This is a genomic window from Ruegeria sp. P10 (assembly GCF_056534925.1).
In genome coordinates this window covers 130,145-146,080 of record NZ_JBQERJ010000002.1, presented here as the reverse complement: position 1 = coordinate 146,080, position 15,936 = coordinate 130,145, and the positions used below count along the sequence as shown (strand labels likewise).

At 55.8% G+C, this 15,936-nt stretch carries 12 protein-coding genes and 1 pseudogene; 11 read left to right on the top strand and 2 right to left on the bottom strand.

The genetic code is table 11. The annotated features are described in order from the left end of the window. Positions 1-6 precede the first annotated feature (6 nt). Entirely contained in the window at positions 7-918 is a 912-nt protein-coding gene (locus ACR0FB_RS03935) for a PhzF family phenazine biosynthesis protein (protein WP_480620130.1), read from the top strand. A 177-nt stretch (positions 919-1,095) separates the two neighbouring features. Here the strand turns inward: ACR0FB_RS03935 and ACR0FB_RS03930 are convergent, their stop codons facing one another. Next, positions 1,096-2,316 carry an adenylate/guanylate cyclase domain-containing protein gene (locus ACR0FB_RS03930; RefSeq protein ID WP_480620128.1) on the bottom strand — a complete coding sequence of 407 codons (1,221 nt, stop codon included), beginning with the start codon at positions 2,314-2,316 and terminating at the stop codon, positions 1,096-1,098. A 348-nt stretch (positions 2,317-2,664) separates the two neighbouring features. On the opposite strand from ACR0FB_RS03930, the gene ACR0FB_RS03925 reads away from it, so the two are divergent. The 9 genes and pseudogenes from ACR0FB_RS03925 (at position 2,665) to ACR0FB_RS03885 (ending at position 13,571) form a co-directional block, all read left to right on the top strand. Beyond that, positions 2,665-3,690 (top strand): LacI family DNA-binding transcriptional regulator, encoded by a 1,026-nt coding sequence (locus ACR0FB_RS03925; RefSeq protein WP_480620126.1) that lies wholly within the window; start codon positions 2,665-2,667, stop codon positions 3,688-3,690. A 94-nt stretch (positions 3,691-3,784) separates the two neighbouring features. After that, entirely contained in the window at positions 3,785-5,089 is a 1,305-nt protein-coding gene (locus ACR0FB_RS03920) for an ABC transporter substrate-binding protein (RefSeq protein WP_480620124.1), read from the top strand. Positions 5,090-5,198: 109 nt separating this feature from the next. Then, a complete protein-coding gene (locus tag ACR0FB_RS03915; protein WP_171636017.1) occupies positions 5,199-6,065 on the top strand; it encodes a carbohydrate ABC transporter permease in 867 nt (288 codons plus the stop codon). Between the two features lie 12 nt (positions 6,066-6,077). Beyond that, positions 6,078-6,908, top strand: a complete 831-nt coding sequence (locus ACR0FB_RS03910; protein ID WP_152460301.1) for a carbohydrate ABC transporter permease — start codon at positions 6,078-6,080, stop codon at positions 6,906-6,908. A 12-nt stretch (positions 6,909-6,920) separates the two neighbouring features. Next, the gene (locus ACR0FB_RS03905) at positions 6,921-7,925 is read left to right on the top strand and encodes an ABC transporter ATP-binding protein (RefSeq protein ID WP_152460302.1); all 1,005 of its coding nucleotides are present in this window, start codon (positions 6,921-6,923) and stop codon (positions 7,923-7,925) included. Further along, on the top strand, positions 7,922-8,695 hold the full coding sequence (locus tag ACR0FB_RS03900) for an L-iditol 2-dehydrogenase (RefSeq protein WP_480620122.1): 774 nt from the start codon (positions 7,922-7,924) through the stop codon (positions 8,693-8,695). The genes ACR0FB_RS03905 and ACR0FB_RS03900 overlap by 4 nt, the downstream gene beginning before the upstream one ends. Continuing rightward, positions 8,695-10,194 carry a mannitol dehydrogenase family protein gene (locus tag ACR0FB_RS03895; protein ID WP_480620120.1) on the top strand — a complete coding sequence of 500 codons (1,500 nt, stop codon included), beginning with the start codon at positions 8,695-8,697 and terminating at the stop codon, positions 10,192-10,194. Before ACR0FB_RS03900 ends, ACR0FB_RS03895 begins: the two co-directional genes overlap by 1 nt. A 476-nt stretch (positions 10,195-10,670) precedes the next feature. Then, positions 10,671-11,111, top strand: a pseudogene (locus ACR0FB_RS03890) (matrixin family metalloprotease); the annotation flags it as partial. Between the two features lie 30 nt (positions 11,112-11,141). Continuing rightward, positions 11,142-13,571 (top strand): M10 family metallopeptidase C-terminal domain-containing protein, encoded by a 2,430-nt coding sequence (locus tag ACR0FB_RS03885; RefSeq protein ID WP_480686166.1) that lies wholly within the window; start codon positions 11,142-11,144, stop codon positions 13,569-13,571. Positions 13,572-13,936: 365 nt separating this feature from the next. Here the strand turns inward: ACR0FB_RS03885 and ACR0FB_RS03880 are convergent, their stop codons facing one another. Further along, positions 13,937-14,569: a GntR family transcriptional regulator gene (locus ACR0FB_RS03880; RefSeq protein ID WP_480491265.1), complete on the bottom strand. Its 633-nt coding sequence runs from the start codon at positions 14,567-14,569 to the stop codon at positions 13,937-13,939. Between the two features lie 188 nt (positions 14,570-14,757). Between ACR0FB_RS03880 and ACR0FB_RS03875 the strand changes: the two genes are divergently transcribed. Next, positions 14,758-15,759, top strand: coding sequence for an AbrB family transcriptional regulator (locus tag ACR0FB_RS03875; RefSeq protein ID WP_348539730.1), 1,002 nt, complete (start codon positions 14,758-14,760; stop codon positions 15,757-15,759). The last annotated feature ends 177 nt before the right edge of the window (positions 15,760-15,936 follow it).

The window sequence follows — 15,936 nt, the reverse complement described above, 5'->3', positions numbered from 1 at the left end:
CGATCAATGAATACGCAAACAAACACTGCCAGGGATGTCACGGTTGAAATCGTGCACGGGTTTGTCGACGGTGGCACCGGAGGAAATCCCGCAGGCGTCGTTCTGGACGCTGATGATCTGAGCGCGCAAGATATGCAAACCGTGGCGGCAAGAGTTGGAGTGTCCGAGACGGCGTTTGTCTCGCGGTCCAAGACGGAAGGCTTCAAGCTGGATTTCTTCACACCGAACCGGCGCATCGCTCATTGCGGTCATGCAACAATCGCCGCCTTCTCTCACCTTGATGCGTTGGGTCGGATCCCCAAACCCGATACGTCGAAGGAAACTATTGATGGCCCCAGGCGCATATTCATGAAAGACGGCGCCGCCTATATGGAACAATTGGCCCCACGCTACTCGGGTGCTCAGGAATGGATCGAAAAGGGCATGAAACTCGACGATGTGCTGAGCTCTCTCGGGGTCGACAAAACTGACCTAGATCAGAGGTTTGCTCCGGTTCTGGTCAACACCGGCAACAGCTTCATCGTCGTTGGTCTTTCGGATGCGGCGGGCTTTGCCAAAATCAGACCAGATTTGGCCAAAATCAAGCAAATCAGCGAGAAACTGGATCTGATTGGCTATTACGTATTCACGAATGACCCTTCAATCACCAGCCGGGACGCCACAACCCGTATGTTCGCACCCAGATACGCGATAGATGAAGAAGCCGCCACTGGGATGGCGGCCGGGCCACTTGCATGCGTGTTGCACGATTTCGGCGGCACGTCTCAGCGATCATTTGAAATCGAACAGGGGGTGTTTATGAACCCGGCAAGCCCGAGCCTGATAAAGGTCGATCTGGATATCGAGAATGGCGCAATCACGGGCCTCATGGCGGGTGGTTACGGAAAAGCCATGACCTCGGCCCGGATTGCTTTGTGACGCGAAAAGGCCAGGTGTGTCCGCAGCATCAGCTTCGGATGCGCCCAGGTCCTTGAGCGCGAATACATTTCGTCCAAGGGTCCTGCGACGGGACCTTAATCAGCGCAGTGCGCGGCCTCGTCGCCCGCAGCCCAAATCGAAACCGGCCATTGCGGACAATGTAGAAGCTTGCGATTCTCAATCCATGTTGTCCGGACCCATGTGGCGATCCGGCATGGGGCTGGCTTGAGGCTCCTTTTCGACGAGAGAGTACAACTCGATGGATTCGGCAAGCCCTCGAACTTCGTGAAACCCACAAGCTGAGAACAGTTCAGGCGAAGCAGCGGCAACGGCTGACGTCGCCAGAACTCTGTGGCCCAGGGATTTCGTCAACCCCTCAATACGGCTTGCGAGGTTGACCGCTCTGCCCAGAACAGTGAAATCCAGCCTGCCGGGACTGCCGATGTTGCCATAGCTGACCTGCCCGACATTGATCCCGATGCCTATGTCCAACGGCGGCTTCTGAGCCTCATCGCGGCGATGGTTGAGTGCGGCCAAACCGGTCAAAACACTTTGAGCGGCCTGTGCTGCCCTTTTGCATTGGGCGTTCAAACCTTCCTGTGTCTCGACAGTGAATATCGACAGAATGCCGTCGCCCATGAACTTGAGAATGTCGCCGCCATTCTCTTCGACAGACTGCACGACCAGATCAAAATATCCACTCAACATGTCGAAAACGTCTTCTTCGGATGCCCTGTCTGAAAGAGCGGTGAAACCGCGCAGGTCAGAGAACATGACAACTGCGTCAAGGGTTGTGCGTTCCCCTCGCTTGATCCGCCCGTTCCACACAGCATCAGAGGGCCCATCGCCAAGATAGGTTCTCAGAAGACCTTTGGACGACTTGCGCATGGTGACAGGTTCAAGAGCAGAGGACAGAGCGGGCAATGCACCCTCAATCATTTTCAGATGCCGGGGCGAGAAGCCTTCTGGCGACCGGGTGACAAAAGTGCAGCCGTGCAGCGATCCGTCTCCGTAATAAAGCAGCGTAGCATAGTAATCGGTGCCACCCAGCTCAGCGAATTCAAGATATGATAAGTGCTCGGTCTTGGGATCCAATTGCCGCAGACTTTTGTGAAGTGGCTTACGGTGTTCAAGAATGTATTCGAATGAACTGCCGACATACCCATCCGTCAGCATGGTCTCATGTGTCACGTCATAGCTTTCGGTGCCATCCGGTGTCCAGACGATCCCCCATGCGATGAGCAGCGGATTGGCGAAACGCTGACCGATATTGACCCGCCAGAGCGGCACACCCGCCTCGATCAGAGACGAACAGAAATATGACACAACTTTTTCCGGGTCATCCGAACGACGCCCCTCGGCAATCATCCAATTGGTCAGTTGGGCAATAGCATCCATAGTTTAAAACCAATCGCTTAGATAAGATCGTCAAGAATTTGGGTTTAGTGTTCGATCATAATATTCTAGCCTTTTTCTTACCCCGTCCAAGCCTGCTGTTCAGTCCACAGTTCTCGGCCGTAAGCGCCGGCCAAGCTACACACAGACCTTCCTGGATACGTTTCGCCAGCCTTGTCATCAATTTGAATGAATCTTGCCAAAAGGGCGGCGTCGCTCTCGAAACCCTTTGAACGCCTTGTCGCGGGCTGGTTGCGTGAGGCCGCTCTGGCTATTGATTTATTAGCGCGCGCAAAGAATATGTAAATCTATGATAAGTTCACGACGAACAATACCAGCAGGCAGACTGGCATGACCAAGATAAAGAACATGGAAGAGTTTGCAGCGCTCAGCGGCATCTCGCGCCCTACGGTTTCCAAATACTTTCACGATCCCGACAGCGTTCGCCCCACGACGCGGGCCCGAATCGAAGAGGCGCTGGAACGGTTCGACTATCGCCCCAACATTTACGCGGTGAACCAGAACCGAAAGCTTACCAAGAATATCGGAATCGTCGTGCCCTATCTGGCGGACCCGTTCTTTGTCGAGATTGCACGCTATCTGGAACAAAGTTGCATTGCGGCAGGTTATCGGCCGTCCCTGTTCAGCTCTCATGGCGAGCAGAAGCTGGAGAACGAAATTCTGGACGGCTTGCAATCGATGAAACCCGCCGGTGTTCTTTTGGCCCCTTTGGGCCGAATTTCGGACAGATCTGCGATCGAGAAATTCTGTGCCAATGTGCCGACCGTTCTGTTCGACAGCAATCTTGATGGTCTGGGAGCAGCCTTTGTCGGATCGGATAACTTTAGCTTTGTGTCGCAAACCGTCGAATACATGACCCGCACTGGTGAACCCCCGTCCTTCTTCGAAATGCGAACACCCGCGAACCCCAATGCCAACAAACGGCGCAAGGCGTATGTCGAAATCATGGAGCGCCTCGGACATGAGCCGCATATTCTCAAGGTTGATGGCAAAGGTTGGGCGTTTGAAGAAATTGGACACAGAGGCACGATGAAGATCTTGGAGGAACGTCAATTGAGGACGAACTCGGTTCTGTGTAGCAATGACCGGCTTGCCATCGGCTTTCTTGCCGCTTGCTACGAACAGGGGATTCGGGTCGGTCGGAAAGAGGACTGCACGTTGCGTGTAGCTTCGAATGATGGGCACCCGTTCGCAAAATTTACATGTCCATCCCTGACAACGGCAGCGCATGACTATGATAATGTAGCGGCGCGCAGTGTCGAAACCCTGTTCCAACTCATTGAAAGTGGCGGGAAACTTCAGGCGCGATCGGAAACGCTATTCCCCGCAAGACTGGTTTTGAGGGATTCTGCGTAGCTTCATTTTTTAACGCGCGTAAAGTTTTTATTGACGCCGCGACAAATTACGCACTACTTTCCGAGTACGGCATCCAAGCTCAGGGAGGACAAGGATGTATTTGAAGAATGCACTTCGTGCGGCGACGGCATTGACCTTTGTCGCAACGGCCGCGGCCCATGCAGAAACGATCACGATCGCAACCGTCAATAATGGCGACATGATCCGGATGCAGGGCTATACCGACAACTTCACCGAGGCGACTGGTATCGACGTGGAATGGGTGACGCTGGAGGAAAACGTCCTGCGTCAGCGTGTTACCACCGACATCACCACCAAGGGCGGTCAGTTCGATATCATGACCATCGGCATGTACGAAACGCCGATCTGGGGCGCAAATGGCTGGTTGGTTCCTTTGGGTGGGCTGTCTGAGGAATATGATGTCGGCGACCTGCTTCCTGCGATGGCGGGTGGCCTGAGCCATGACGGCACGCTGTATGCAGCACCGTTCTATGGCGAAAGCTCGATGATCATGTATCGCACCGACCTGATGGAAAAGGCCGGGATGGAGATGCCTGAGGCGCCAACATGGCAGTTCATCCGCGAGGCGGCGGCTGCGATGACGGACCGTGACAACGACATCAACGGCATCTGCCTGCGCGGCAAGGCGGGCTGGGGTGAAGGCGGTGCCTTTATCACTGTGACCGCGAATTCCTTTGGTGCACGATGGTTTGATGAAGATTGGACACCTCAGTTTGATCAGCCCGAATGGAAAGAGGCGCTGACCTTTTTTGTCGACATGATGAATGAATCCGGCCCTGCCGGTTACGCGACCAACGGCTTCAACGAAAACCTTTCGCTGTTCCAGCAGGGTAAGTGCGGAATGTGGATCGACGCCACTGTTGCGGCGTCCTTTGTGACAAATCCGGATGATTCAACTGTCGCGGACAAGGTCGGGTTTGCTCTGGCACCAAATTCGGAAGGCGTCGACAAGCGCGCCAACTGGCTGTGGGCCTGGGCACTGGCCATTCCGGCGGGAACCCAGAAAGAGGATGCAGCCAAGCAGTTCATCGAATGGGCGACCTCAAAGGATTACATCGAACTGGTGGCGGAAAACGAAGGTTGGGCCAATGTCCCTCCGGGCGCGCGCACCTCGCTTTATGAGAACGCGAACTACAAGGACATTCCGTTCGCAAAGATGACGCTCGAGTCGATCCTGTTGGCCGACCCGCAGAACTGCTGTGCCAAGCCAACACCCTATACTGGCATCCAGTTCGTTGCGATCCCGGAATTCGCGGGCATTGCCACACAGGTCAGTCAGGAATTCTCGGCGGTTTATGCCGGACAGCAGACTGTAGATGAAGCGCTTGAAAAGGCGCAGGCCTTTACAGCTGAAGAAATGGAAGCCGCAGGGTACTGAGGCATCCCTCCCAGTAGGGGACAGGTGATCTGTCCCCTGCTCTCTCCACTTCCACAACTCGCGTTTTTCTCGCAGGCTGAGTTACGCCTGAACAGAGAGGGTTTGCGTAATGGCTACTCAACACTCCCGATCCGTTGCTCGCCTGATGATGGCACCCGCAGTGGTCCTGCTGCTTGGCTGGATGCTCGTGCCATTGACGATGACGCTGTACTTTTCTTTCAAAAAATATCTGCCTCTGCGCGGGGGTGATCTGGGCTGGGTCGGGTTCGACAACTACGTCCGCTTTGTCTCGTCCAGTACATTCTGGCCCGCGGTGCAGGCAACACTGGTCATTGTTGGCGGTGTTCTGATCATAACCGTCATTCTCGGAATTCTGCTCGCCATGCTGCTGGATCAGCCGATGTGGGGGCAAGGCATTGTCCGTATCCTTGTCATCGCGCCGTTCTTCGTGATGCCCACCGTGTCTGCGCTGGTGTGGAAGAATATGTTCATGGACCCGGTCAATGGTTTGCTGGCCCATCTGTGGCGTTTTTTCGGGGCCGAGCCGATCTCGTGGTTGTCCGAGGCGTCGATGACCTCGATCATCATGATCGTTTCGTGGCAATGGCTGCCCTTTGCAACGCTGATCCTGTTGACCGCAATTCAGTCGCTGGACAGCGAGCAACTGGAAGCAGCCGAAATGGATGGCGCACCGGTTCTGAAGCGCTTCTACCACATCATTCTGCCGCATCTGAGCCGCGCGATCACCATCGTAATCCTAATCCAGACAATATTCCTGTTGTCGATCTTCGCCGAGATCTTCGTGACCACCGGCGGCGCATTCGGCACCCGTACACTCACCTACCTGATCTTCCAGCGTGTGCTGGAGAGCCAGAATGTTGGTCTCGGATCAGCCGGAGGTGTCTACGCAATCATCCTTGCCAATATCGTTGCGATCTTCCTGATGCGCATCGTCGGCAAGAACCTGGACGCGTGAGGAGGAAAACCCATGGCCCGCGCTGTCACATCCCGACGCAAATCGCTGAACACCGCCCTTGCCTGGGCCGTGGGACTGCTGATTTTCTTCCCGATCCTCTGGACGATCCTGACCAGCTTCAAAACCGAAGCGCAGGCCATTGCCAGCCCTCCGTTGTTCCTGAACTTTGACTGGACGCTGGAAAACTACGCCATCGTGCAGGAACGCTCGGACTATATGCGGTTTCTGTGGAATTCGGTGATCATCGCCGGTGGGTCGACCATGCTGGGCGTGATCATCGCCGTGCCCGCCGCCTGGGCGATGGCGTTTGTTCCGTCCAAACGAACCAAGGACATCCTGTTGTGGATGCTGTCCACCAAGATGTTGCCGGCCGTAGGTGTGCTGTACCCGATCTACTTGCTGTTCATCCAACTGGGCCTTCTGGATACGCGCGGAGGGTTGGTCGTGGTGCTGATGCTGATCAACCTGCCGATCATCGTCTGGATGCTTTACACCTATTTCCGCGAAATTCCGGGTGAAATTCTGGAAGCCGCACGGATGGATGGGGCGACGCTGAAAGAGGAAATCCTCTATGTCCTAACCCCCATGGCCATTCCCGGCATCGCTTCGACCGTCCTGCTGAACTTTATCCTTGCGTGGAACGAGGCATTCTGGACCCTCAATCTGACCGCTGTTGACGCGGCACCGCTCACGGCCTTCATCGCCAGCTATTCCAGCCCCGAGGGCCTGTTCTTTGCCAAGCTCAGCGCGGCCTCGACCATGGCAATTGCACCCATCCTGATCCTTGGCTGGTTCAGCCAGAAACAACTTGTCCGCGGCCTGACCTTCGGCGCTGTGAAATAAGGAGCATTCCTCATGGGACGCATACAACTCAAGTCCGTGACCAAAAGCTTCGGCGACGTTCAGGTCATCCCTCCGCTGGACCTGACCATCGAAGATGGCGAGTTCACCGTTTTCGTCGGCCCTTCGGGCTGTGGCAAATCCACGCTGCTGCGCCTGATCGCCGGGCTGGAAGACATCACCAGTGGCCACATAGAAATCGATGGAGCAGACGCAACAGACGTGCCACCCGCCAAGCGGGGGCTGGCAATGGTGTTCCAGTCCTATGCGCTTTACCCGCATATGACCGTTCGCAAGAACATCGCATTTCCGCTGCGCATGGCGAAACTGGATCAGGCTGAAATCGACAAGCGGGTTGAGGGCGCGGCCAGTGTCCTGAACCTGACCGATTACCTGGATCGCCGCCCGGGCCAGTTGTCCGGTGGTCAACGCCAGCGCGTCGCCATTGGTAGGGCTATCGTTCGTGAGCCAGCCGCGTTCCTGTTCGATGAACCCCTTTCAAACCTCGACGCAGCGTTGCGGGTGGGCATGCGGTTGGAGATCAGCGAGCTGCATGAACGCCTCGCGACAACGATGATCTACGTCACCCACGATCAGGTCGAAGCCATGACCATGGCGGACAAGATCGTTGTGCTCCAGGCTGGCGTGATCGAACAGGTTGGCAGCCCGCTGGAACTGTACCGAACGCCACGCAACCTGTTTGTTGCGGGGTTCATTGGCTCGCCCAAGATGAATTTTATCGAAGGGCCCGAAGCGGCAAAGCATGGCGCACAAACGATCGGCATTCGACCGGAACACATCGCGGTGTCGGACTCCGAAGGAGAATGGTCCGGGCGCGTCAGCGTCTCTGAACATCTTGGTTCGGACACATTTTTCCACGTCCACGACACCGGACTGGCCGAGACAATCACTGTTCGTGCCGATGGCGAGGTTGGTTTCCGCCATGGGGATCGCATTCATCTGACCCCACGCGCCGATGTGATCCACAGATTTGACGCAGACGGTCTGCGGATCGAATGAAACGTCTGACGGGCAAAACCGCCCTGATCACAGGGGCTGCGCGGGGCATTGGATTGGCATTTGCCAAGGCCTATGTGGCAGAGGGCGCGCGGGTCGCAGTTGCCGACATCGACATCCAGCGCGCACAGGACGCGGTCGCTGAAATTGGCGCGGCAGCTTTCGCTGTCGAAATGGACGTGACCGACCAGCAGAGCATCGATAGGGCCATAGCCAAAACCGCGACGCAATTCGGCCCAATCGACATTCTGATCAACAACGCGGCCATCTTCACCGCCGCACCAATCGTCGAGATCGAGCGCGCCGACTACAATCGCGTTTTTGACATCAACGTCGCGGGCGCGCTGTTTACGATGCAGGCCGTCGCCAAACATATGATCGAGCACGGAACCAAAGGCCAAATTATCAATATGGCCTCGCAGGCCGGGCGAAGGGGTGAACCTTTGGTCGCTGTCTACTGCGCCAGCAAGGCGGCGATCATATCCCTGACCCAATCGGCGGGGCTGGACCTGATTTCTCATGGGATCAACGTAAATGCGATTGCCCCTGGTGTCGTCGATGGCGAACACTGGGATGGTGTGGACGCCTTTTTTGCAAAACACGAAGGCAAGCCCCTTGGCCAGAAGAAGCGTGAAGTGGCGTCAGCTGTTCCATATGGCCGCATGGGGCGCGCGGAAGACCTGACAGGCATGGCGGTTTTTCTGGCCTCTGATGAGGCCAGGTACATCGTCGCGCAGACTTACAACGTCGACGGCGGAAATTGGATGAGCTGATGGACCCTGTGGCGAACGCAAAAACCCCTGCACGGCTGCGGCAAGAGAGTCTGTCCAAGCTGCCAACCACCGTGAAGACCCCGATGTACGAACGTTCGGATCTGACGCCGGGCATCGTTCATATTGGATTGGGTAATTTCCATCGCGCGCATCAGGCCTGGTATGTTCACAAGCTCATGCAGCAGGGGCTGGCCCATGACTGGGCAATCGTCGGAGCGGGTGTGCGAAGCTATGACGCTGTCATGCGAGAACGATTGCTGGCGCAGGATTGCCTCACAACGCTGATCGAGTTAGGGCCAAACGGAATGTCCGCCGAGGTGGTTGGCCCGATGATCGACTACCTGCCGATCGAGGAAAACAACGCTGCCCTCATCCACGCGATGGCAGATCCGGCCACCCGGATCGTTTCGCTGACTGTTACCGAGGGGGGTTATTTTCTGGATGCCAACAGCGGAGCATTCGATTTCGATCACGCAGTTATCCGTCATGACGCAGAAAACCCCAATCAGCCCCGTACGGCTTTCGGTGCGATGGTTGCGGCGCTCAGACGACGGCGCGCCGAGGGGTTGACCCCGTTCACGGCGCTCAGCTGCGACAATCTTCAGGGCAACGGAACGATTTTGCGAAACTGTGTTGTGGAATTGGCGCGCATGTCTGACTCGGAACTGGCCGACTGGATCGACAGGCATGGCGCGTTTCCCAACTCGATGGTGGATTGCATCGTACCAGCGACCACCGACCAATTGGTATCGCAATGCCGCGCCCTTGGCGTCGATGACAGAGCGCCCGTCTCGCATGAGAACTTTCGCCAATGGGTCATCGAGGATGCCTTCTGCGCCGGGCGACCGCCCCTCGAAAACGTCGGAGCAATACTGACCAACAACGTCCATGGTTACGAGACCATGAAGTTGCGCATTTTGAACGGAGGTCATCAACTGTTGGCGAATGTCGGAGAAATACTGAGTGTTTCGACGATTGCCGACTGCATGAAGGACCCGGACATCGTGGCGTTTTTTCGAAAAGTGCAGGTCGAAGAAATCCTTCCGCATGTCGAAGCGGTTCCCGAAACCACTGCAAATGAGTACCTTGAGTTGATCGAGAGCCGATTTGCAAACACGGCGATTCACGACACCACACGCAGGGTTGCATTCGACGGATCGGCAAGACATCCCGGATTTTTGCTACCGTCGCTCCGCGATGCATTTGCATCAGGGTCTTCTGCAAACGGGCTCGCTCTCGCCGAAGCGTTCTGGTGCCGGATGTGTGCGGGTATTCGTGAGGATGGCTCCGAGATCACTCCCAATGATCCCCAGTGGGAAGGCCTGAACAGCACCGCAAAAGCGTCCAAAACTGATCCTGAGCTTTGGCTGGAACAGGGGTTCTACAGCGGTGACTTTGGGATCAGTACACAGTTTTCCAACGCCTTTGCCCGCTGGCTGACCCTGATATGGCAGCGTGGCAGCCGGGCCGCCATTGCTGAGTATGTCGCGAACGGTTAACGTAACAGATCATTAACGAGGCTCAGTTCGCTCGGTGCCTATGCGGTGCGGTATCTGGCCCTTGGAGCTTTGTCTGACGTTGGCGCAAATAGGGCCTGCAATCTGCCGAAAATGGCATGGATGTTACCCTCGGCGGTTCTGACCGGTTCACCGCCTTGGGCAAATCCCCACTACAGAGTCCATGGAATAAGCGAAAGTTTGCCACCGGATCAAAAGCTCCGAGAACGGGTCCAAAAAAATGAAAAAATACTTGGCAGAATGCCTAAACCCTAAACGGTCGCAGATGCCCGGTTCAGCCAAGGAACACGGGTTTCTGTTGCACTTATGAGACGGTTCTGCCGTTGAAAGAAAGTGTCATTTGAAACATTGTGCACCTGCTGTTTCAAAAAGATCGGTGCATAGTAGTTTGTCATAAAAAGAACAATTTGAGCGTGCATCCGAGTGCAATCTAATCTTCCGAGGTACAGGGCTGAGCAATGGCAACTACGACTATAATACCAAGACCTTCCGCTTCTTCGCCGCTCAGTCCAATACAAGGTTATGTTGCCTACGTTGACGGCAATCCTTCGACCACCACAATTTCTTATCACTTCGAACAATACGCGGGCACACAAGCGTGGACTGCCGAATACAAGGCGGAATTCCGAGCGGCTCTTTCTGCCATCGAGGCCGTCGCAAATGTGACTTTTGTCGAATCCGGCAGCGCTTCCGCCGACTTGGTTGAAGTTATTGCGCCCACAAGTTTTTTTTCAAATCCCAGAACGCTTGGCTACCACTATACGCCATCAAGCGGTCCCTCCGTAGGCGCTTTCAACACCGCTTACTGGACTGCCGGAACAAATGGAAACGGCGATCCGGGCGGGTTTTTCTTTACTACGTTGCTCCACGAACTGGGCCATGCGCTGGGATTGGGTCATCCCCACGACACCGGTTTGGGTACAACCGTGATGAATGGCGTTACATCGCCATTTGACTCTTTCGGGACCGGCAGCCTGAATCAGGGTGTCTACACGGTGATGTCGTATAATGATGGCTGGACCGAAAAGAACGGAATTCTCTCTGTCAACGCGACTTATGGTGGTTCAACTGGGCTCGGCGCACTGGACATTGCTGCGTTGCAGGCGATGTATGGCGCCAATACCAGCCACAACTCTGCCAATAATACCTACACGCTTCCTTGGGCAAACGTCGCGGGTACCGGCTATCAGTCTATTTGGGATACTGGTGGAAACGATACCATCCAGCATGTCGGCAGTTCGAAGGCGCGGATCGACTTGCGGGCCGCAACACTGGATTATTCCGAGACCGGCGGCGGCGTAGTGTCTTACGCAGAGGGTATAAAGGGCGGCTTTACAATCGCGCATGGCGTTGTGATTGAAAACGCGATCGGTGGGACCGGTGACGACGTGATCGTCGGGAATACCGCTCAGAACGTTCTGAATGGCAACTATGGTCACGACAAAATCTATTCAGTGTCCGACGGAACCAACAACAACACCGTTTATGGCGGTTTGGGGAACGACACCATTTATCTGGCGAACGGTTCCGGTGCAGACCAGGTTTTCGGCGGCCAGGGCGACGATTGGGCCATTGTGACCAACAATGACGGCTCGTTTTCCGGAGGAAGCGGTACTGACACAGTCCGATTTGTCAGCGCCATCAGCAGCTATCTGTTCATTAAAAACGGCACGAAATACGAATTTGTCGATGCCGTTTCACGTATCACCTTCACGGTGGAAGATGACGTCGAGGCCATTCAGTTCCTGAATGGATCACAGGCGTATACTCGTTCGAATATCGAAGCTGCCATGCAGCTTTCGGATATCGAGACGACCGGCACCACACTGAAACATGCAAGTCAGGGCATTTACGTTCTGGATGCAGGCAGCTCGAACGTGACGCTGGTATTTAATGGTCAGGCTGTTGGTCAAAACACGATCGCCGGCTGGCAGGCCATTCACGCCGAGGCTTCGGGCGGCGGTTACAAAGTGCTGTGGAAAAACGTGGATGGGACGTACGGGGAATGGACCGTAAATGCCAATGGTCAGTTCCTCAGCAGCAGCAGCATCAGCAACGTGGCTGATGTTGAGACCTTCTATGGCGCTGATTTGAACAATGACGGGCTGACGGGGCATGGTACGGTCACGGTTGAAACCAACGGCTCCACGACGCTCGTTTCGTCAAGCCTGGGTTCGTATTTGATTAACGGCACCATTGAACTGACCCTCAACGGTGTCAAAGCCGGCCCGGGCAGTATTCCCGGCTGGCAGGCCATTCAGGCCGAGGCTTCGGGCGGCGGTTACAAAGTGCTGTGGAAAAACGTGGATGGCACGTTTGGGGAATGGGTGACGGATGCCAGTGGTCGTTTTGTCAGCAGCCGCATCATAGACGACGTTAGGGATGTCGAGGTCTTCTATGGCGCAAATCTGAACAATGATGGGCAAATCGGCCATATCACGACCAGCATCGAATCCAACGGTTCCACGACGCTGGGATCGTCAACCAATGGCGCATATGTAATCGGCGGCAGCATCGACTTGACGCTCAACCAGGTTAATGCCGGTCCTGGCAGCTTCGCGGGCTGGCAGGCCATTCAGGCCGAGGCATCCGGTGGCGGCTATCGGGTGTTGTGGAAGAACTCGGAAGGGTCCTACGGTGAATGGACGACGAATGCGGCCGGTGAATTCCAGAGCAGCACAACAATCAGCAATGTTGCGGATGTAGAGGTCTTTTATGGCGTTGACCTGAACAATGACGGGCTGACGGGGCATGGAACAATCAGCATTGAATCCAGCGGCGCGACAACGCTGGGGGCGACAACCCAAGGTGAGTATCTGATTGGCGGCACCACCAAGTTGACATTCAACAACGCCACCGTCGGACCGAACAGCTTCTCCGGCTGGCAGGCCATTCACGCCGAGGCTTCAGGTGGCGGCTACCGGGTGCTGTGGAAGAATGCGGATGGGTCCTACGGTGAATGGGTCACGGATTCCAATGGTGTATATGTCAGTTCCAACACCGTCGCTGACGTGGTGGCGGTCGAATCCTTCTATGGTTTTGATATCGATGGCAGTGGAACTGTGGGGTACCAATTGCCCAAGCTCGCTCGGCTTTCGGAAGGTGATCAGAAAGAAGTATTGGGAGAGACCGATTGGGATGAAACGGTCGATTATCTGAAGTTCGCCCCTGATCTTGAGGCGCCCGAAGACGCAGAAGACGTCTACACGCTGGTGAGCTTGCATCAGGCTCAGGACACAGCGCTTTCCGTTTCCGAAGACGCATTGGCCGCCGTTCCGAGTGGCAATGTGGACGTCGAGGGTGACGAGATCAGCCCGGCACTGATGCCCCTTTTGGAAGAAGACAGCTTTTGGATATAGATGTGCATTGGCGCTGGAGGCGGCCCGTTCTGTCAAACTGACGGTGCAGTTTCTGGCGTAGTTCGCTGCTCAGGCTTGCGATTTCGATCAGTACCCCGGCCTTCCGGGCCCGCGTTGTCAGCTCTGTCGAACCTAACAGCTGGACGAAAGCAAAAACGCCAGCCCAAGCTGACGGGTCGCCAGGAATTGGGTCGGGCTTTTGCCAGAGCGGAGCCGCGGCAACACACCCTGCCGCCAGCAAGGCAGCACCGGAGTTTCCAGGCGGGTCTGGCAACGTCCAAAACCCATAGGGTGCCGCGCGAACTGCCGCCATCGATCACGGTGATATTCCAGGCAACGTTTCTTGGAGGAATAATCCGTTGGTTCTATTGGTCCTGATCGGCTGTGCGGTCGCGCTCCTGAAGGGCGCGAATGCGCATCCTCTGGCCGGCTTGAATATGTGCTCGCATTTCCATCTCGGCGGCAGCACTATCACGCGACTTGAGGGCTGCCATAATGCGCCTGTGTTCCGCGACTGCGGCATCCGCCCGTTCATTGTCCAACAGTTGCGACGGTCCGAGTATCAGCAGCGCTTTTTGCAATGAAAGCATGGATTTCGCCAGAAACCGGTTTTTGGCCACATCCAACAGGGTGGCGTGAAATACCCTGTTGATCCGGGCGGCCTCTGGCCCCGTACCTGCCTGGGCAAGTTGGTCGTTCAGAACCTCAAGTTCGTCCAATTCGATATCTGACGCGGCTCGGGCCGCCAGACGGGCCGCAGTGCCTTCAAGCACGGCACGCATCTCATAAAGCTCCATTACCTCGGCATAACTCAGGCTTCGGACCGTTGCGCCCTGCCTTGGCACATGCGTGACAAGCCCATCCGCCTCGAGCTGTCGGATCGCTTCGCGGACAGGAGTTCGGCTGACGCCCAACCGATTGGACTGGTCAATCTCTCTCAAGCGATCGCCGGGCAAAAGCGCCCCTTCGCGAATCTCGTCCAGCAACCGTTGATACACGGAATTGCCTTGGGGGCCTGGCTGAATTGAGTCGTCCTGAAAGGTCATCATGTTCTTGCTTGCACTTTGTATCCAAAGGAATACAGTTGAACACATTACGGGTCAATGGCAATGGAATTCAGGTTTTGCTCATCTTGAAGAACCACCCTTCCCCCCTTGTAAAAAGGTCGGTGACGTTTGGAATTGCAGTGCTTGGCACAGCGGTCTTTTGGGTGTTGGACCTGCCGCTGCCGTTCTTGTTCGGCCCCATGGCAGCTTGCCTGATCGCCGCGCTTGCCCAGGCGCCAATGCAAGGGTTTGGGCAGATTTCCGTTGCCGCCAGAACGATTCTGGGCGTAGCAGTCGGTGCCTCGATCACGCCGGCACTTTTCGTCGAACTGCCCAAGATGGCCACATCGATCATGCTGGTTCCCGTCTTCATTATCCTGATTGCTTTTGTTGGTGTGCCGTTTTTTCGAAAAATCTGGGGATTTGACGAAAAAACCGCATTTTACGCAGCGATGCCGGGCGGTTTGCAGGACATGATCATTTTCGGCGCCGAAGCCGGAGCCGACCCAAGAACCCTTTCCCTGATCCACGGTACGCGCGTGTTGATCATCGTCACTTTGGCGCCGTTGTTCCTGACGCTTTTCTACGATGCGGAACTCACCAATCCCATAGGACAGCCGGCGCGTGAGCTTCCTGTTCATGAACTGCTGCTGATGGTTCTGGCGGCTTTCATCGGCTGGAAAGGCGGAGAGAGAATAGGGCTTTTCGGCGCATCCATCCTTGGGCCGATGATCCTAACGGCGGCTTTGTCGTTGGGGGATTTCATTCATTCTCGCCCGCCGCGCGAAGCCGTGCTGGTCGCGCAGTTTTTCATCGGTTGCGCGATTGGAGAAAAATTTGTTGGCGTAACCTGGGGGGAGCTGCGCCGGGTTGTTGCTGCGGGCGTTGCATATGTTTTCGTACTTGCAGTTCTGGCAGCAGGTTTCACTGCCATTGTCACGTCTCTTGGTTTGGGGCGGCCCGTCGAAGCCTTTCTGGCTTTCGCACCGGGGGGGCAGGCCGAAATGACGGTTCTGGCCATCGTCTCGGGCGCTGATCTGGGCTTTGTAATCAGCCATCACCTAACGCGGATCGTGCTGGTCATCATCGGCGCGCCCGTCGCCGCTAACCTGATCTTGCGCTGCTCCAGACCTCGGAATTAGCCAGGTGTTTTGGGCCGCGACCGCATAGTTTCCGCGCGCCGGAAGCACCGCGTTCAAAGGTTGAAACACTCTTTGTGGCATTGGCCAAAAAGTGCTTCTTCCATCCCGCTGTCTGCGGTTTCTTGCTCAAAAAAACATGTGCAAACTTGGCAATGCTGAACTAACTTTCTAAATGCG

Excerpts from the sequence above, each read along its gene's own strand:
- ACR0FB_RS03915 (WP_171636017.1), top strand. The coding sequence starts at position 5,199 with ATGGCTACTCAACACTCCCGATCCGTTGCTCGCCTGATGATGGCACCC.
- ACR0FB_RS03920 (WP_480620124.1), top strand. The coding sequence starts at position 3,785 with ATGTATTTGAAGAATGCACTTCGTGCGGCGACGGCATTGACCTTTGTC.
- ACR0FB_RS03885 (WP_480686166.1), top strand. The coding sequence starts at position 11,142 with ATGAATGGCGTTACATCGCCATTTGACTCTTTCGGGACCGGCAGCCTG.
- ACR0FB_RS03905 (WP_152460302.1), top strand. The coding sequence starts at position 6,921 with ATGGGACGCATACAACTCAAGTCCGTGACCAAAAGCTTCGGCGACGTT.
- ACR0FB_RS03935 (WP_480620130.1), top strand. The coding sequence starts at position 7 with ATGAATACGCAAACAAACACTGCCAGGGATGTCACGGTTGAAATCGTG.
- ACR0FB_RS03930 (WP_480620128.1), bottom strand. The coding sequence starts at position 2,316 with ATGGATGCTATTGCCCAACTGACCAATTGGATGATTGCCGAGGGGCGT.
- ACR0FB_RS03925 (WP_480620126.1), top strand. The coding sequence starts at position 2,665 with ATGACCAAGATAAAGAACATGGAAGAGTTTGCAGCGCTCAGCGGCATC.
- ACR0FB_RS03910 (WP_152460301.1), top strand. The coding sequence starts at position 6,078 with ATGGCCCGCGCTGTCACATCCCGACGCAAATCGCTGAACACCGCCCTT.
- ACR0FB_RS03900 (WP_480620122.1), top strand. The coding sequence starts at position 7,922 with ATGAAACGTCTGACGGGCAAAACCGCCCTGATCACAGGGGCTGCGCGG.
- ACR0FB_RS03895 (WP_480620120.1), top strand. The coding sequence starts at position 8,695 with ATGGACCCTGTGGCGAACGCAAAAACCCCTGCACGGCTGCGGCAAGAG.